This is a genomic window from Enterococcus sp. 4E1_DIV0656 (genome assembly GCF_002140695.1).
GTDB lineage: Bacteria > Bacillota > Bacilli > Lactobacillales > Enterococcaceae > Enterococcus_D > Enterococcus_D entomosocium.
In genome coordinates, this window is record NZ_NGLF01000001.1 from 1,701,139 (window position 1) to 1,716,370 (window position 15,232).

12 protein-coding genes and 1 other annotated feature are annotated in these 15,232 nt (G+C 44.2%); of the genes, 10 read left to right on the forward strand and 2 right to left on the reverse strand.

Annotated elements, in window-relative coordinates:
• The first annotated feature begins 19 nt into the window (after positions 1 to 19).
• From thiI to A5882_RS08100, 8 genes are all read left to right on the forward strand, one after another.
• On the forward strand, positions 20 to 1,228 hold the full coding sequence (thiI, locus tag A5882_RS08060) for a tRNA uracil 4-sulfurtransferase ThiI (protein WP_086316927.1): 1,209 nt from the start codon (positions 20 to 22) through the stop codon (positions 1,226 to 1,228).
• 153 nt (positions 1,229 to 1,381) lie between these two features.
• Positions 1,382 to 2,035 carry a redox-sensing transcriptional repressor Rex gene (locus A5882_RS08065; protein WP_005237525.1) on the forward strand — a complete coding sequence of 218 codons (654 nt, stop codon included), beginning with the start codon at positions 1,382 to 1,384 and terminating at the stop codon, positions 2,033 to 2,035.
• 65 nt (positions 2,036 to 2,100) lie between these two features.
• Entirely contained in the window at positions 2,101 to 2,592 is a 492-nt protein-coding gene (tpx, locus tag A5882_RS08070) for a thiol peroxidase (RefSeq protein ID WP_008377033.1), read from the forward strand.
• A gap of 57 nt (positions 2,593 to 2,649) precedes the next feature.
• Positions 2,650 to 2,884 (forward strand) — a binding site (T-box leader).
• A 437-nt stretch (positions 2,885 to 3,321) separates the two neighbouring features.
• Positions 3,322 to 5,967: a valine--tRNA ligase gene (locus A5882_RS08080; protein ID WP_086372647.1), complete on the forward strand. Its 2,646-nt coding sequence runs from the start codon at positions 3,322 to 3,324 to the stop codon at positions 5,965 to 5,967.
• A gap of 148 nt (positions 5,968 to 6,115) precedes the next feature.
• Positions 6,116 to 7,429, forward strand: a complete 1,314-nt coding sequence (locus tag A5882_RS08085; RefSeq protein WP_086372648.1) for a folylpolyglutamate synthase/dihydrofolate synthase family protein — start codon at positions 6,116 to 6,118, stop codon at positions 7,427 to 7,429.
• Positions 7,422 to 8,096, forward strand: coding sequence for an HAD family phosphatase (locus A5882_RS08090; protein WP_016611929.1), 675 nt, complete (start codon positions 7,422 to 7,424; stop codon positions 8,094 to 8,096). The genes A5882_RS08085 and A5882_RS08090 overlap by 8 nt, the downstream gene beginning before the upstream one ends.
• Before the next feature lie 82 nt (positions 8,097 to 8,178).
• Positions 8,179 to 8,871, forward strand: coding sequence for a DNA repair protein RadC (gene radC / locus A5882_RS08095; protein WP_008377042.1), 693 nt, complete (start codon positions 8,179 to 8,181; stop codon positions 8,869 to 8,871).
• Positions 8,872 to 9,071: 200 nt separating this feature from the next.
• On the forward strand, positions 9,072 to 9,272 hold the full coding sequence (locus tag A5882_RS08100) for a cold-shock protein (protein ID WP_005225155.1): 201 nt from the start codon (positions 9,072 to 9,074) through the stop codon (positions 9,270 to 9,272).
• Positions 9,273 to 9,415: 143 nt separating this feature from the next.
• On the opposite strand, the gene A5882_RS08105 is transcribed toward A5882_RS08100, so the two are convergent.
• Both A5882_RS08105 and A5882_RS08110 read right to left on the reverse strand, forming a co-directional pair.
• Complete coding sequence (locus A5882_RS08105) at positions 9,416 to 11,095, reverse strand: ribonuclease J1 (RefSeq protein ID WP_005237517.1); 1,680 nt, start codon at positions 11,093 to 11,095, stop codon at positions 9,416 to 9,418.
• Between the two features lies 1 nt (position 11,096).
• A complete protein-coding gene (locus A5882_RS08110; protein WP_005225157.1) occupies positions 11,097 to 11,309 on the reverse strand; it encodes a DNA-directed RNA polymerase subunit epsilon in 213 nt (70 codons plus the stop codon).
• Positions 11,310 to 11,711: 402 nt separating this feature from the next.
• On the opposite strand from A5882_RS08110, the gene A5882_RS08115 reads away from it, so the two are divergent.
• Positions 11,712 to 13,445: an ABC transporter ATP-binding protein gene (locus A5882_RS08115; protein WP_086372649.1), complete on the forward strand. Its 1,734-nt coding sequence runs from the start codon at positions 11,712 to 11,714 to the stop codon at positions 13,443 to 13,445.
• Positions 13,442 to 15,199: an ABC transporter ATP-binding protein gene (locus tag A5882_RS08120; RefSeq protein WP_005237514.1), complete on the forward strand. Its 1,758-nt coding sequence runs from the start codon at positions 13,442 to 13,444 to the stop codon at positions 15,197 to 15,199. The genes A5882_RS08115 and A5882_RS08120 overlap by 4 nt, the downstream gene beginning before the upstream one ends.
• Positions 15,200 to 15,232: the final 33 nt, after the last annotated feature.

Sequence of the window (15,232 nt, forward strand, 5' to 3'; positions counted from 1 at the left end):
AAATCAAAGGAGTTTTCTCGTGAATTATTCAGAAATCATGGTTCGTTACGGCGAACTGTCAACAAAGGGCAAAAATCGTCGTAGTTTTATTATGCAATTAGCTTCAAACGTCAAACGTACCTTAGCCGATTATCCCCATGTCAAAGTTCATGCCGAGCGAGATCGCATGCACTTGCTATTGAACGGTGAAAACAGCCAAGAGATCATTCCTAAGCTGCAAAAAGTCTTTGGGATTCAAAACTTTTCCCCTAGTATTCGGGTTGAAAAAGACATTGAGTTATTAAAGAAAGCCGTTCAAGACGTTATGGCAGAGATCTACACCGGTGTTGAGACCTTCAAAATCACAGCTAAGCGCAGCGATCACTCGTTTGTGCAAGATAGCAACCAGTTGAATTTGACCTTAGGTAATGCGGTGATCGACCGTTTTCCTGATATCAAAGTCCAAATGAAAAAACCAGACATCAATCTGCGGGTGGAAATACGGATCGATGGCGCCTATCTGTCCTATGAAACGATCCAAGGAGCAGCCGGCTTACCCGTTGGCACCAGCGGTAAGGGAATGTTGATGCTTTCTGGTGGTATCGATTCGCCCGTTGCAGGCTACTTTGCCATGAAACGCGGTGTTGAGATCGAAGCAGTCCATTTTGCAAGTCCTCCTTATACGAGTGAACAAGCATTACAAAAAGCCAAAGATTTAACGAAGAAGCTTGCTCCTTATGTGGGAAGCATCCAATTTATCGAAGTTCCGTTTACGGAAATCCAAGAAGAAATCAAAAACCGTGTGCCGCAAGGCTATTGGATGACCATCACCCGTCGGATGATGCTGCGTTTGACAGATGCGATTCGTGAGGCTCGTCACGGTTTAATCATCTTAAACGGCGAATCATTAGGACAAGTCGCTTCACAAACTTTGCATAGCATGGTCGCCATCAATGAAGTAACCAATACGCCAATCGTGCGCCCAGTGGCAACGATGGACAAATTGGAGATCATTGAAGTTGCCGAAGCCATTGATACCTTTGAGTTATCGGTTCAGCCCTTTGAGGATTGCTGCACAATCTTTGCACCTCCTCAACCAAAGACGCGCCCAAGACTGGATAAGGTACACCAATATGAAGAGCGTCTCGATATCGAAGGGATGATGGAACGGGCGATGGCTGGGTTGAAACTGGAAGCAATCACGGCAAATCAAGAAAAATCAGCAACTGAATTCGCTGAATTCTTATAATAAACTCTCTTTTTTAAACTAAGACCACAACTGTTATGGAACATTTGTGGTCGTTTTTCATCGTGTGAGAGAGTTTGTGAATATTTTCTTGCTATTGAAAATGGAACATGCTACACTCAATATGTGAATCATTTAACAAGGAGGGTGGACAGGATGGAAGCATTAAGAGATAAAAAACTTCCGAAAGCAACGGCAAAACGTTTGCCAGCTTATTTACGACACTTAAAATTACTGGATGCCTCAGGTATTCAGCGAATCAAATCAAAAGAGTTTGCAGAAATCACGCAAGTTCCTTCAGCCACGATCCGCCGGGATTTTTCTCATCTAGGAGAATTGGGTAGAAGTGGGTATGGCTATGATGTTCCTTATTTGATTGAGGTTTTGAGCTATATTTTAGAAACCAATGAGGAGAAAAAAATCGCCTTGATTGGTTATGGAAATTTAGGAAAAGCGTTAGCTAACAACAATTTTCGCAGAAATGAAAATCTTTCCGTCATCGCGGTTTTTGACAATGATCCAGAAATGATTGGCCAGACCATTAGTGGACGTTATGTCTATGGAATGGACCAATTGGCGGAAGTCGTAGCAGAAAAAGGGATCACCGTAGCGATTTCGACTGTTCCTAGCCGCTATTCACAAATGGCGATCGATGCGATCGTGGATGCTGGGATCACAGCAATCCTGAATTTTGCCCCTGATCCCGTCATCGTGCCAAAAGATGTCAATATCCAATACATTGATTTGACGACAGAATTGCAAACATTGATCTTTTTTGATACGACCTACTCGCAAAAATCGAAAGTCTGAGCAAATCCTTTTCGTTTTTTGACAATCTTTCTTATACTGGGAGAAAATGCTATAGGAGAGATGTTATGCAAGTTACACGCAAAGAAACGGTTTATGAGATGCCCGGCAACCAACCAAAAGTAGGGGATAAAGCAGCTGATTTTCGCTTGAAAAGTTTAGAGGACAAGGAATATACACTGACTGATTTTTTAGGAAAACCAACGATCATCAGCGTTGTTCCCGATATCGTGACACGCGTTTGTGCGTTGCAGACCAAGCGTTTCAACCAAGAGGCAAGTCAATTGGATGATATAAATTTTGTAACGATCTCTAACAATACAAAAGAAGAACAAGCACAATGGTGCGGCCAAGAAGGCGTCGACATGATCATGCTTCATGATCCGGCGAATACCTTCGGTGAGGCCTATCAAATCATGATCCCAGACTTCGGTCATTTTGCCCGAGCAATTTTCGTTTTGGACCGTGAAGGCGTGATTCAACACGTTGAGATCGTGCCTGAGATCTCCCACGAACCGGATTATCAAGCAGCCATTGATGCGGCGAAAGCAAACCTCTGATTGACTTTCAAAAAAGTTCATTGTAGAATGTAGCAAGATGAAACAAGAATCTATGATAGCAAGACAATGTTCAAGAGGAGTATCAGTGACCCTGGCGGTCAGAGAGAAGTCGGTCGGTGCAAGACTTCCCCAGACACTGAAAAGGTAGCTTGAAGGTCTTTGATCCGAACCACGGTTTGTTTCTTGCAGATAAAGCCGCACAGTAAGATCAAGCGCGTCGTGAACGTTACCTCACGTCAAAGTGGCAGAGCAATCTGCAATTTAGGTGGTACCGCGTATCAGCGCCCTAATGCCTCGGCATTAGGGCGCTTTTTGCTGTGAATCACTGCGAGTGGCCCACAAAGAGGGACAGAGCAGATGATGAACAGTACTAGGCGACCATAGGGAGCGTAGTAACCATACTAGGAATCACTATGACTGGCGCACAAAGTGGGACAGAGCAGATGATGAACAGTACGCGAAGTCACCAAAATTGGTTCACGAAGCGAGTTAGATCGGTTGCCAAAGGCCCTAAGACACAATAGAGGATCACGGAAGTGAGCCATGACCTCTGTAAGAAACGTACTTTTTACGAACAACAAACGAGGCGTCAACAAACAACGGATAATCATCTCTACCACTGCACTCATCCTGAACGATTCGAACATTTTCGCGCTTTACCCAGCAACAGGCACCAAAAAACCACACCAACCATTACGTTTAAGAAACGTAACTTTAGGAGGACCAACTATGACAGAAACTGAGAATCTATCCACCAAGTACAATCCCCAAGAAGTAGAAGCCGGGCGTTACCAAGATTGGTTAGAGCATGACCGTTTTAAACCAAGCGGCAACAAAGAAGCAAAACCTTATTCTATCGTGATTCCACCACCAAACGTAACAGGAAAATTGCACTTAGGTCATGCCTGGGATACCACGTTACAAGACATCATCATTCGTCAAAAACGGATGCAAGGGTATGACACCTTATGGCTGCCAGGAATGGACCATGCCGGGATCGCTACCCAAGCCAAAGTAGAAGAAAAGCTGCGGGAACAAGGAATTTCTCGCTATGACCTTGGTCGGGAAAAATTTGTTGAACAAGTATGGGATTGGAAAGAAGAATATGCCGGTCACATTCGGGAACAATGGGCGAAACTAGGGTTATCCCTAGACTATAGCCGTGAACGGTTCACATTAGATGATGGATTATCCGAAGCGGTTCGTAAAGTTTTCGTGACGCTATATGAAAAAGGCTTGATCTATCGTGGCGAGTACATCATCAACTGGGATCCACAAGCCCGCACGGCATTATCTGATATTGAAGTGATCCACAAAGACATCGAAGGTGCTTTTTACCACATGTCTTACGAATTAGCAGATGGCAGCGGTGTGGTGGAGATCGCAACGACTCGCCCAGAAACGATGTTGGGGGATACAGCAGTCGCGGTTCATCCAGAAGATGAACGCTATCAAGCATTGATTGGTAAGAAAGTGATCTTGCCTTTGGTCAATAAAGAGATCCCAATCATCGCTGATGAGTACGTGGACCAAGAATTTGGAACAGGGGTCGTAAAAATCACTCCTGCCCATGACCCGAATGACTTCGAGGTCGGTAACCGCCATGACCTACCACGGGTCAATGTCATGAATGATGACGGAACAATGAATGACTTAGCAGGTACCTATGCAGGCATGGATCGATTTGCTGCTCGCAAGCAAATCGTGAAAGATTTAGAGGCGTTAGGTCGTCTAATCAAAATCGAAAAAATGGTCCATAGCGTAGGTCACTCAGAACGGACAGGCGTAGTAGTCGAACCTCGTTTATCGACACAATGGTTCGTAAAAATGGAACCATTAGCAAAACAAGCCATCGACAACCAAGAAACCGACGATGCGGTGGACTTTTATCCGCCACGTTTCAACCAAACATTCTTACGTTGGATGGAAAATGTCCATGACTGGGTTATCTCTCGTCAGTTGTGGTGGGGCCATCAAATCCCAGCTTGGTACCACAAAGAAACGGGGGAAATGTATGTAGGACTTGAAGCGCCAGCAGATGCCGAAAATTGGCAGCAAGATCCAGACGTATTGGATACATGGTTTAGTTCTGCTTTATGGCCGTTTTCAACGATGGGGTGGCCAGATGAAAACAATGAAGATTTCCAACGCTACTTCCCAACGAATACATTAGTAACTGGTTACGACATCATTTTCTTCTGGGTAAGCCGTATGATTTTCCAAAGTTTGGAATTTACTGGCAAACGACCATTTGAAAATGTCTTGATCCACGGATTGATCCGTGATGAACAAGGTCGCAAAATGAGTAAGTCTCTTGGAAACGGGATCGATCCGATGGAAGTCATTGAACAATACGGTGCTGATGCATTGCGTTGGTTCTTATCAAATGGCTCTGCACCGGGACAAGACGTGCGTTTCAGCTATGAGAAAATGGATGCTGCTTGGAACTTCATCAATAAAATTTGGAATGCTTCCCGTTTTGTCTTAATGAATATCAGCGAAATGACTGCAGAAGACATTGATTTTTCTGGTGAAAAATCAGTGGCGGATCGTTGGATCTTGACGCGCTTGAATGAAACGATTGAAAAAGTCACTGACCTTTTTGAACGCTTCGAATTTGGTGAAGCAGGTCGTCAATTATACAACTTTATCTGGGATGATTTCTGTGACTGGTACATTGAAATGTCGAAAGAAACGTTATACGGTGACAATGAAGCAGCGAAACAAGTTAACAAGAGCATCTTAGTCCATGTTCTTGATCAAATTTTACGCTTGTTGCACCCAATCATGCCATTTGTTACAGAAGAAATCTGGAGCAAGCTGCCGCATACAGGGGAATCATTAGTCGTTGCTGAGTATCCACAAGTGGCTCCAGAATGGACGGATGAAAAAGCGGCGCAAGGGATGGAAGTGTTGAAAGAATTGATTCGTTCGGTTCGAAACATCCGAGCAGAAGTAAATACACCACTTTCGAAACCAATCACTTTGCTGATCCAAGCAAATGAGCCTGAGATCGAAGAATTCTTGATTGCTAACAAAAACTATATCGAACGCTTCTGTAATCCAGAAGAACTAGAAATCTCTAACAGCTTGCAAGCCCCTGAATTGGCGATGTCTGCCATCCTATCAGGTGCGACGATCTACTTGCCACTAGCTGGGTTGATCAACATTGAAGAAGAAATCGCGCGTTTGGAGAAAGAACTAGCGAAGTTCACCCAAGAAGTTCAACGGGTACAAGGCAAACTGGCGAATGAACGCTTCGTTGCCAATGCACCAGAGGAAGTCGTGGCACAAGAACGCAGCAAAGAAGCCGATTATCTTGAAAAACAAAAAGCCGTTCAAGAACGGATCGAACAATTACGCACAATCCAATAGGATGAGCACATCATACGCAAACAAGCATCTTTCGGAGATGCTTGTTTTTGCTTATTCAATAGAAACAGGGCGAACAATTTTCTCGTTTAAAGGAAAGAAATTGGGAAAGCCGTTCATTTTTTGTTAAAATAGGAGCGAGGTGAGCGAGATGACAAGCGAAGAAGCAACAGCGTGGATCCATTCGCGTTTGACATTTGGGCAAAGACCTGGATTGATGCGTGTCGAAGCATTATTAAAACGGATGGGTAATCCTGAAAAAAAGGTGACCATGATCCATATCGCCGGTACGAATGGCAAAGGATCGACCGTCAGTTATTTGCGTAGTCTTTTAGAAGAAGCTGGGCAGCAAGTGGGGACCTTTACTTCCCCACACATTGAAGCGTTCAATGAACGAATTGAAATCAACGGACAATTTATATCAGATGAGGACTTGGTCGCTTGGGTGGAAAAAATCCAGCCGCTGGTTGCTGAAATTGATCGCGATGAAACGTTGACGGGCATTACCCAGTTCGAGATCATTACCGCTATGGCATTAGGCTATTTTGAAGAAAAAAAGGTCGATGTTGCGATTATTGAAGTTGGCTTAGGGGGACTCTTAGATAGTACCAACGTTATTTCTCCTATTTTGACCGCGATCACGACGATCGGCATGGATCACATGGATGTCTTAGGGGATACCATTGAAGCGATCGCTGCCCATAAGGCAGGGATCATCAAGCCGCAAACACCCCTTGTTACTGGCAATATCGTTGAAAGTGCGCTTTCGGTGATCGATTTGAAAGCTACAGAAGCACAGGCACCCGCTTATCATGCAGGGCAAGAGTACCGTGTGACCTATCGTCGTCCCGATGAAGAATGGGGCGAATTATTTGATTTTGAAAATGAGCATGGCAAAATCAAAGGCTTGAAAACACCGATGTTAGGCCGCCATCAACCAGAAAATGCCGGTGTTGCGATCCAATTATACAGCCTGTATTGCGACCTGCGGCAACTGCCCTTTTCAGCCAAAGAGATTCGCAAGGGCTTGCGAAAAGCCTATTGGCCCGCCCGGATGGAACGAATCAGTAGTGAGCCACTAGTGATTATCGATGGTGCCCATAACGTACACGCCATGGCTCGTTTAGTAGATACGATGAAAGAAGAGTTCAGCGACTATCGCATCCATGTACTGTTTTCAGCGCTTGAAACCAAAAACGTCAATGAGATGCTTCAGCAATTGCTATCGATTCCCCAAGCCGAGATTTATTTAACGACCTTCGATTTTCCTAAAGCACTGCATTTGGCAGACGGCTATCAGGAACTTGATGAAAAACGAATCTCAACCGTTTCTTTATGGCAGTTTGGCTTGGCAGAATTATTAGAAAAAATGACCAATGAAGATTTGCTGCTGGTGACAGGATCCTTGTATTTTGTTTCAGAAGTTCGTGAATTGTTGTTGGCAATAGGAGGAAGAAATGGCTAAGTTACGTGGTGTGATTTTCGATATGGACGGCTTGATTTTTGACACGGAGCTGCTTTATTACCAAGCGACTCAAATCGTGGCTGATCAAATGGGTATTCCCTATACAAAAGAGTTATACCTAGCCTATGTAGGTGTTTCGGATGAAGAAGTCTGGGCAGCTTATCATGAGAGATTCGATGAAGCCTTTGGTCATCAGATGATTGAAGAATTTATTCAAGCGGCTTTTCAGCAAACGTTGGAAATGTTCCAACGGGGCGAGGCTGAATTGAAGCCGGGGATCCACGAGTTATTGCATTATCTTGATGAGAAAAAGATTCCCCGAGTGTTGGCGTCTAGTAACCAGCGCAAAGTGATCGACACCTTGCTGGAAGCAGCAGACTTAACGGCGGAATTTCCTAAGATCGTCTGCTTTGATGATGTCACACGGGCAAAACCAGATCCTGAGATTTTTGAAAAAGCTCATGCATTACTGGCGGTACCAAAAGAAGAATTGGTGATCCTTGAGGATTCGGCTAACGGTATTCATGCTGCTCATGGGGCAGGGATCTCAGTCATTATGATTCCCGATTTGATCGCGCCGACGACCATCATTGAAGAAAAAGTCTTGAAAGTCTTGCCTTCACTAGAGGATGTCCCAGATTTTCTAGAAACGGCTTTTTCGATTTAACTGTGATTTTTTGCGCATCTTATTCATGAAATACTCTCTCCTTTGCGTATCTTTTATTAGACCGACGCAAAGGAGTTTTTTTATGATCAATGAAACAGAGATTCCCCAAAGCTCGTTTCCACGAGAGCGCTTAGTGCAATATGGGGTTGATGCCCTTTCGAACCAAGAACTGTTGGCAATTTTGTTGCGGACTGGCTCACGGCCCCTAAATGTCTTGGAATTAGCGGCTAGTGTCTTGAATCGTTTTGAAGAATTGTATGAATTAAAAGAAGCGACAATCGATGAATTACAAGAAATTCGCGGCGTCGGACAAATCAAAGCCATCGAGATCAAAGCGATGATTGAATTAGGTGTGCGGATCCAGCGGTCTGTTCAACCAAAGTACGGCAAGATCAACTCCAGTATGGCGATCGCTCATCAGCTGATCCAAGAATTAAAAGACTTTCGTCAGGAGCACTTGCTAGGGATTTATTTGAATACCAAAAATGAGATCATTCAAAAAAAGACGATCTTCATCGGATCGTTGAATCAGTCGATCGCTCACCCACGGGAGATTTTTCATTGGGCGGTACGCTACAGTGCCGCACGAGTGATCGTCGTTCACAACCATCCCAGCGGTAGTCCCCAAGCCTCAGAGGCAGATCTGCTGTTTACACGCCGCTTGATCAAGTGCGGAGACTTGATGGGGATCGAACTACTGGATCATTTAATTATTGGCGACAATGCCTATGTTAGTTTGCGAGAAGAAGGCCTCTGGCATCAAGAAATTTGCTGACACAACGGCTAATTTGCGAACATTATTAAAAATAAAGGTGAATTGTCTAATCGTCTGTCTTGCAAAAAAATACGGGCAAGTGTAAAATATTATTGTAATTTTGTTTGCTGAATAGATGTTGAAACGCACGTTAGGCCTCTATCGCACAAAGGCAATGTTACACATAATTAAGTGCTTATGCACGAGGAGGTTTTTTTATAATGGAACAAGGTACAGTAAAATGGTTCAATGCTGAAAAAGGGTTTGGTTTTATCTCTCGCGAAGACGGTACAGACGTATTTGTACACTTTTCAGCGATCCAAGGTGAAGGATTCAAAACTTTAGAAGAAGGTCAAGCAGTAACTTTCGACGTGGAAGATTCTGATCGTGGACCTCAAGCAGTTAACGTAAACAAAGCGTAAGCTTTCAAACAAACTGCCAGTAAGAGCACTTTGAAATCAAAAACCCAAAAGACCATCGATTCGATGGTCTTTTTTTTGCTTTTTGCAACGGAAAGGAAAAAGGGGAGTTCCCAGTAACCTGAGAACTCCCCTTGCATGTGAAACTATAAATTATCCGGTGTCATGATCATTGAAAGGATCATTGGATGACGCTCGGTTTTTTCAAATAGGAATGGCTGTAAAGCCGATGACATCGCTTCTCTTAATTTGTGTTCTGTTGGGTCTGGTTGGTTCAAGACTTCCCGCAATGCACGGAAGAGAATTTGTTGGGCTTCGTTGATCATCTCGCCGGATTCCCGCATGTAAACAAACCCACGAGAAAGAATATCTGGTCCAGCAAGAACTTCTTTCTTCGCCACATCGACTGTCGCTACCGCTAAGACGAGGCCTTCTTCTGAAAGAATACGACGATCTCGTAAGACGACATTTCCGATATCACCGATACCGCTGCCGTCGACATAAACATCATTGGCATTGAAATGACCAGCCAAGCGAGCGGTATCCGCTGTTAAGGCCAACATGTCACCATTTTCCATAATGAAACAATTTTCTTTTGGTACACCGACATCTTGTGCCAACTGGGTGTGGATGTTCAGCATCCGAAATTCCCCGTGGACAGGCATAAAGAATTTTGGTTTCATTAGACGCAACATCAGTTTTTGTTCTTCTTGGCCACCGTGACCAGAAGTATGGATGTTGTTCAATTTGCCATGGATCACGTTTGCGCCAGCTTCCAACAGCAAGTTGATCAGCTGATTGACACTCGTGGTATTTCCTGGAATCGGTGAGCTTGAGAAAATCACGGTATCATCTGGGTGAATTTGGATTTGACGGTGAGTCCCGTTGGCAATCCGACTCAAAGCAGCCATCGGCTCTCCTTGAGAACCCGTACAAAGGATCATCGTTTCATTTGCAGGCAAACGATTGATCTCATGAGATTCCACAAATGTACCATCTGGCACCTTGATATAGCCAAGGCGCTGTCCATTGACGATCGCATTTTCCATACTGCGTCCAAAAACGGCGATTTTACGTCCAGTCGCAACCGCCGCATCTGCAGCTTGTTGGAGCCGGAAAATATTGGAAGCAAAGCTGGCAAAAATGATCCGACCATCGATTTTTTCAAAAATCTTTTGAATCGAGCTGCCGATCGTTTTTTCTGATTTGGTAAAGGTTGGAATTTCTGCATTGGTACTATCGGAAAGGAGGCAAAGGACGCCTTCTTCACCAATTTTTGCCATTTTGTGCAAGTTTGCTGGTTCGCCCACAGGCGTAAAGTCAAACTTGAAATCGCCAGTTGCGACGATATTGCCAGAAGGCGTTTTGACAACGACACCTAAAGCATCAGGGATACTGTGGGTCGTTCGGAAGAAGCTGATGGACGTTTTACGGAAACGAATCACCGTATCTTCATTGATTTCGTGTAATTCCGCGTCCCGCAATAAGCCATGCTCATCTAATTTGTTGGTGATCAAAGCAAGTGCCAATGGTCCCGCATAGATTGGGATATTGGCTTCCCGCAACAAGTAAGGGATTCCGCCAATATGGTCTTCGTGACCATGAGTAACGATCAAGCCTTTGACTTTCGGTAAATTTTGAACGATGTAGCTATAATCGGAAATGACATAGTCGATCCCAAGCAGTTCATCTTCGGGGAATTTGATTCCCGCGTCAATTAAGATGATCTCATCTTGGAATTGAACCCCATAACAGTTTTTTCCGATTTCGCCAAGTCCACCGACGCCGAATACGCCGGTCTCATTATTTTTCAGCGAAACTTTCATCTTAAAACTCCGCTAATTTGAAATCAGCGTTTTCTTTTTCGTAAGCTAAATGTTTTTCATCTAGTTCTTGAACGAACTCGATGTTGTATGGGGTATTTTGTTCCACTAGACGGCGTGCGATCACTGCATCGTCTGCTTCAATGTACAAAGAGTGGGTTTGTTCTCTCTTTGGGTTGCGGTCTTTTGTTTCTTGGTAATAAATTTTGTAAATCATATCTTTTCTCCTTTATCTGCTTTTCGCAGTAGTCTATTTGGTTGATGAATTCGCTGCATCAAAAAATCGAGGTCCGAATAAAGTGACCTGAAAAGAAGGCTTCGAGAGCCGCTGCATGCTTTTTTCAGACAATCGTTGTGAGAAAAAAGAGAAAGCCTCGTCTTTGCTTTCCAAATGTCGTCATAAAAAATTCACCGGGTTTGTAAGTCGTTCCACTACAAGTATCCCTAGTTTATCACAGAAAAACGAATAAGTATAGAAACACGTCATTTTTGAAAAGGCTTACTGAAAGAAAATGAAACGACTATTTCCGAAGTTTACTTTTTTTCGTTGAAAGTGCATTACAATAAGAATATTCCTATGCTATAGTAGAAGTAATGAAGTAAAAAAGGAGGGGATTTTTTGAAATTAATGTGGCACTACACGATGAGAAACAAAAAACTGCTGGTTTTTAATTTCATCTGTGTTTTTGGTTTTATTTTGATTGAATTAGGTTTGCCGACGTTATTGGCAAGAATGATCGACAAAGGGATCGCCGCTGGTGATCGCGACTACATATGGAAAATGGGTGCGGCGATGATCGCGATCACCATTGTGGGGATCACGATGAACATTTTGTTAGGCTATTTCACGTCACGTATCACCACTAACATTGTGGCAGATATTCGTGACGATCTTTTTGAAAAAGTCCAAGGCTATTCACATACTGAATATGAAAAAATCGGGGTTTCATCATTGATCACCCGTGTGACCAATGATGCGTATCAAATCATGCTGTTTATGCAAAGCATCTTACGGACGGGTTTGATGACACCCATGATGTTTGTGGTCAGCTTGTACATGGTCATGCGGACAAGTACACAACTAGGGTTATATGTCTTGGGGGCATTGCCGATATTGCTAATGGCAGTCATCGCCATTGCCAAAATCTCGGAACCATTATCCACCAAGCAACAAGCCAATCTAGATAAAATCAATGGCATTTTGCGGGAAAATCTCTCTGGTTTACGAGTGATCCGTGCCTTCGTCAATGAAAAATTTGAAGAAAAACGCTTTGGCAAAGTCAACCAAGCCTATGCGTCTAGTTCTCGCAGCTTGTTTCGCTTGATGGCAACGGCACAACCGGGCTTTTTCTTCTTATTCAATATCGTGATGATCTTGATTATTTGGACGGGAAGTATTCAAATCGATCAAGGGCAACTGCAAGTCGGTGACTTGATTGCGTTTATCGAATACATCTTCCATGCGCTGTTTTCTTTCATGCTGTTTGCGACCGTCTTTACGATGTATCCACGAGCGGCGGTTTCTGCTCGCCGAATCCAAGAAGCGTTAGATGCGACTTCTGAAATCAAAGAGCCAGAACAGCCAGTGACAGAAACTAAGACAAAAGGTTTCTTGGAATTTAAAAATGTTACCTTTGCTTATCCGGGACATGCCCAAAGTCCAGTGATCCGTAATGTTAGCTTTACCGCTTCACCAGGGGAAACCGTGGCATTTATCGGTAGTACCGGGAGCGGGAAATCAACCTTGATCCAATTGATCCCACGTTTTTACGACGTCAGTGAAGGCCAAGTTTTGGTGGATGGCGTTGACGTTCGGGATTACAGTTTAACGACGTTGCGTAATAAGATCGGTTTTATCCCTCAAAAAGCGTTGCTATTTACAGGGACGATCGCAGAAAATCTGCGCTATGGGAAAGAAGATGCCACGCAAGCAGAGCTGGAACGAGCAGCCGAGATTGCGCAAGCGGCCGATTTCATTTCTCGCACACCAGATGGCTTTGATGCTCATTTGGCAGAAGGCGGAAGCAACTTCTCTGGCGGACAAAAACAACGTCTAGCGATTGCCCGTGCGGTGATTCGCCAACCAGAGATCTATATTTTTGATGATAGTTTTTCTGCATTGGATTACCAAACGGATGCAAAATTGCGGGCACGCTTGAAAAAAGAAACCACGGAATCGACCGTTTTGATCGTTGCTCAACGAGTAGGAACGATCATGAATGCCGATAAGATCGTCGTCTTGAATGAAGGCGATGTGGTTGGGATCGGTACCCACAAAGAACTGCTGCAAACTTGTCCAGTATACTACGACATTGCGGCGTCACAATTATCAGAGGAGGAGTTGGCACAATGAAAGCAATCTCTTCTTTAAAACGGTTAGGTGCTTACATCAAACCATACAAAGTACAATTTATCCTAGTCTTGCTGTTTACAGTTGCAACCGTCGGCTTCAATGCGGCAATGCCGTATGTTTCTGGATTGCCGACGACAGAGATCAGCCGCAACATCGCTGCAGGCGAAGGCGTTAATTTTGATTACGTGATCCTTTGCTTGATCTGGATCGCAGTCGTTGGTGTCGGTTACTGTTTCTCACAATTGATGTCAGGGCTGCTGATCACCAACGTTGTCCAATCTGCGATGCGAGATTTGCGGCAAGACATTGAAGAAAAAATCAATCGTCTGCCCGTTTCTTACTTCGACCGCAACCAGCAAGGGAATATCCTGTCAAGGGTGACCAATGACGTGGATGCCGTCAGCGGTGCGATGCAGCAAGCCTTGATCGGGATCGTCAATGCCTTCTTAGGAATCATTATGGCGGTTTCTATGATGTTTTATATCAATACTTACATGGCATTGGTTTCATTGATCATGATCCCAGCCTCCTTATTGATTTCTCGCACAATCGTCAAAAAGTCGCAAAAGGACTTCCAAGGCATGCAAAATGCGTTAGGAGATCTGAACGGCTACGTACAAGAAAACATGACTGGATTCAGTGTGTTGAAAGTGTATGGACGGGAAAAGCAAACACTTGAAGGGTTTAAAAACGTTAACCACCAGTTGCGCTATTACGGCTTTCGTTCTGCCTTTGTGTCAGGATTGATGATGCCACTGGTGCAAATGACCGCTTACTTTACCTATATCGCAATGGCAGTCATGGGTAGTTTTTACGTGATCAGCGGCGTGATCGTTGTTGGTCAGCTGCAAGCGTTCATTCAATACATTTGGCAAGTCAGTCAGCCAATGGGGAACATTACCCAGTTGTCTTCCGTCTTACAAAGTGCCTCAGCAGCAGCAAAACGGGTCTTTGAAATCTTAGATGAGGAAGAAGAGCCAGTCAATCGAACCGATATCCAATTACCGGAACAAATCAGAGGCGACGTGACCTTTGAACATGTCGGCTTTGCCTATGATCCGAAAAAACCATTGATTAAAGACTTGAACTTTGAAGTCAAAGCTGGACAAACTGTGGCGATCGTTGGACCAACAGGTGCTGGGAAAACGACCTTGATCAATTTGTTGATGCGTTTTTATGATGTCAATGAAGGGGCTATCAAGATCGACGGCATCGACACGAAAAAGATGGAACGTCACGATGTCCGCTCACTGTTTGGGATGGTTTTACAAGATGCGTGGCTGTATGAAGGCACGATCGGCGATAACATTCGCTTTGGGAAATTAGATGCCACCGATTATGAAGTCGTTGATGCAGCGAAAACCGCCAATGTCGATCACTTCATTCGTACGATGCCAGATGGCTACGAGATGATCATCAATTCTGAAGGTGATAATGTCTCCTTGGGACAAAAACAATTGTTGACCATCGCCCGGGCAGTCATCTCTGATCCGAAGATTTTGATTCTCGATGAAGCCACCAGTTCGGTAGATACCCGCTTAGAAGCGCTGATTCAAAAAGCAATGGATAAAGTGATGGAAGGTCGTACCAGCTTTGTGATCGCCCATCGTTTGTCAACGATTCGTGAAGCGGATCTGATCTTAGTGATGGATCAAGGGTCGATCATTGAAAAAGGCAATCACGAGACCTTGTTGGCAGCTGGCGGCTTTTATAGCCAACTGTATCAAAGTCAATTTTCAGAAGAAGCCGAGTAAGCCGAAAAGAGCGTCCAGTCTGACTGGCGCTCT

Coding starts and splice junctions, on each gene's coding strand:
- A5882_RS08090 (WP_016611929.1), top strand. CDS start 7,422: ATGGCTAAGTTACGTGGTGTGATTTTCGATATGGACGGCTTGATTTTT.
- A5882_RS08100 (WP_005225155.1), top strand. CDS start 9,072: ATGGAACAAGGTACAGTAAAATGGTTCAATGCTGAAAAAGGGTTTGGT.
- A5882_RS08110 (WP_005225157.1), bottom strand. CDS start 11,309: ATGATTTACAAAATTTATTACCAAGAAACAAAAGACCGCAACCCAAAG.
- A5882_RS08085 (WP_086372648.1), top strand. CDS start 6,116: ATGACAAGCGAAGAAGCAACAGCGTGGATCCATTCGCGTTTGACATTT.
- A5882_RS08120 (WP_005237514.1), top strand. CDS start 13,442: ATGAAAGCAATCTCTTCTTTAAAACGGTTAGGTGCTTACATCAAACCA.
- A5882_RS08065 (WP_005237525.1), top strand. CDS start 1,382: ATGGAAGCATTAAGAGATAAAAAACTTCCGAAAGCAACGGCAAAACGT.
- A5882_RS08105 (WP_005237517.1), bottom strand. CDS start 11,095: ATGAAAGTTTCGCTGAAAAATAATGAGACCGGCGTATTCGGCGTCGGT.
- tpx (WP_008377033.1), top strand. CDS start 2,101: ATGCAAGTTACACGCAAAGAAACGGTTTATGAGATGCCCGGCAACCAA.
- radC (WP_008377042.1), top strand. CDS start 8,179: ATGATCAATGAAACAGAGATTCCCCAAAGCTCGTTTCCACGAGAGCGC.
- A5882_RS08080 (WP_086372647.1), top strand. CDS start 3,322: ATGACAGAAACTGAGAATCTATCCACCAAGTACAATCCCCAAGAAGTA.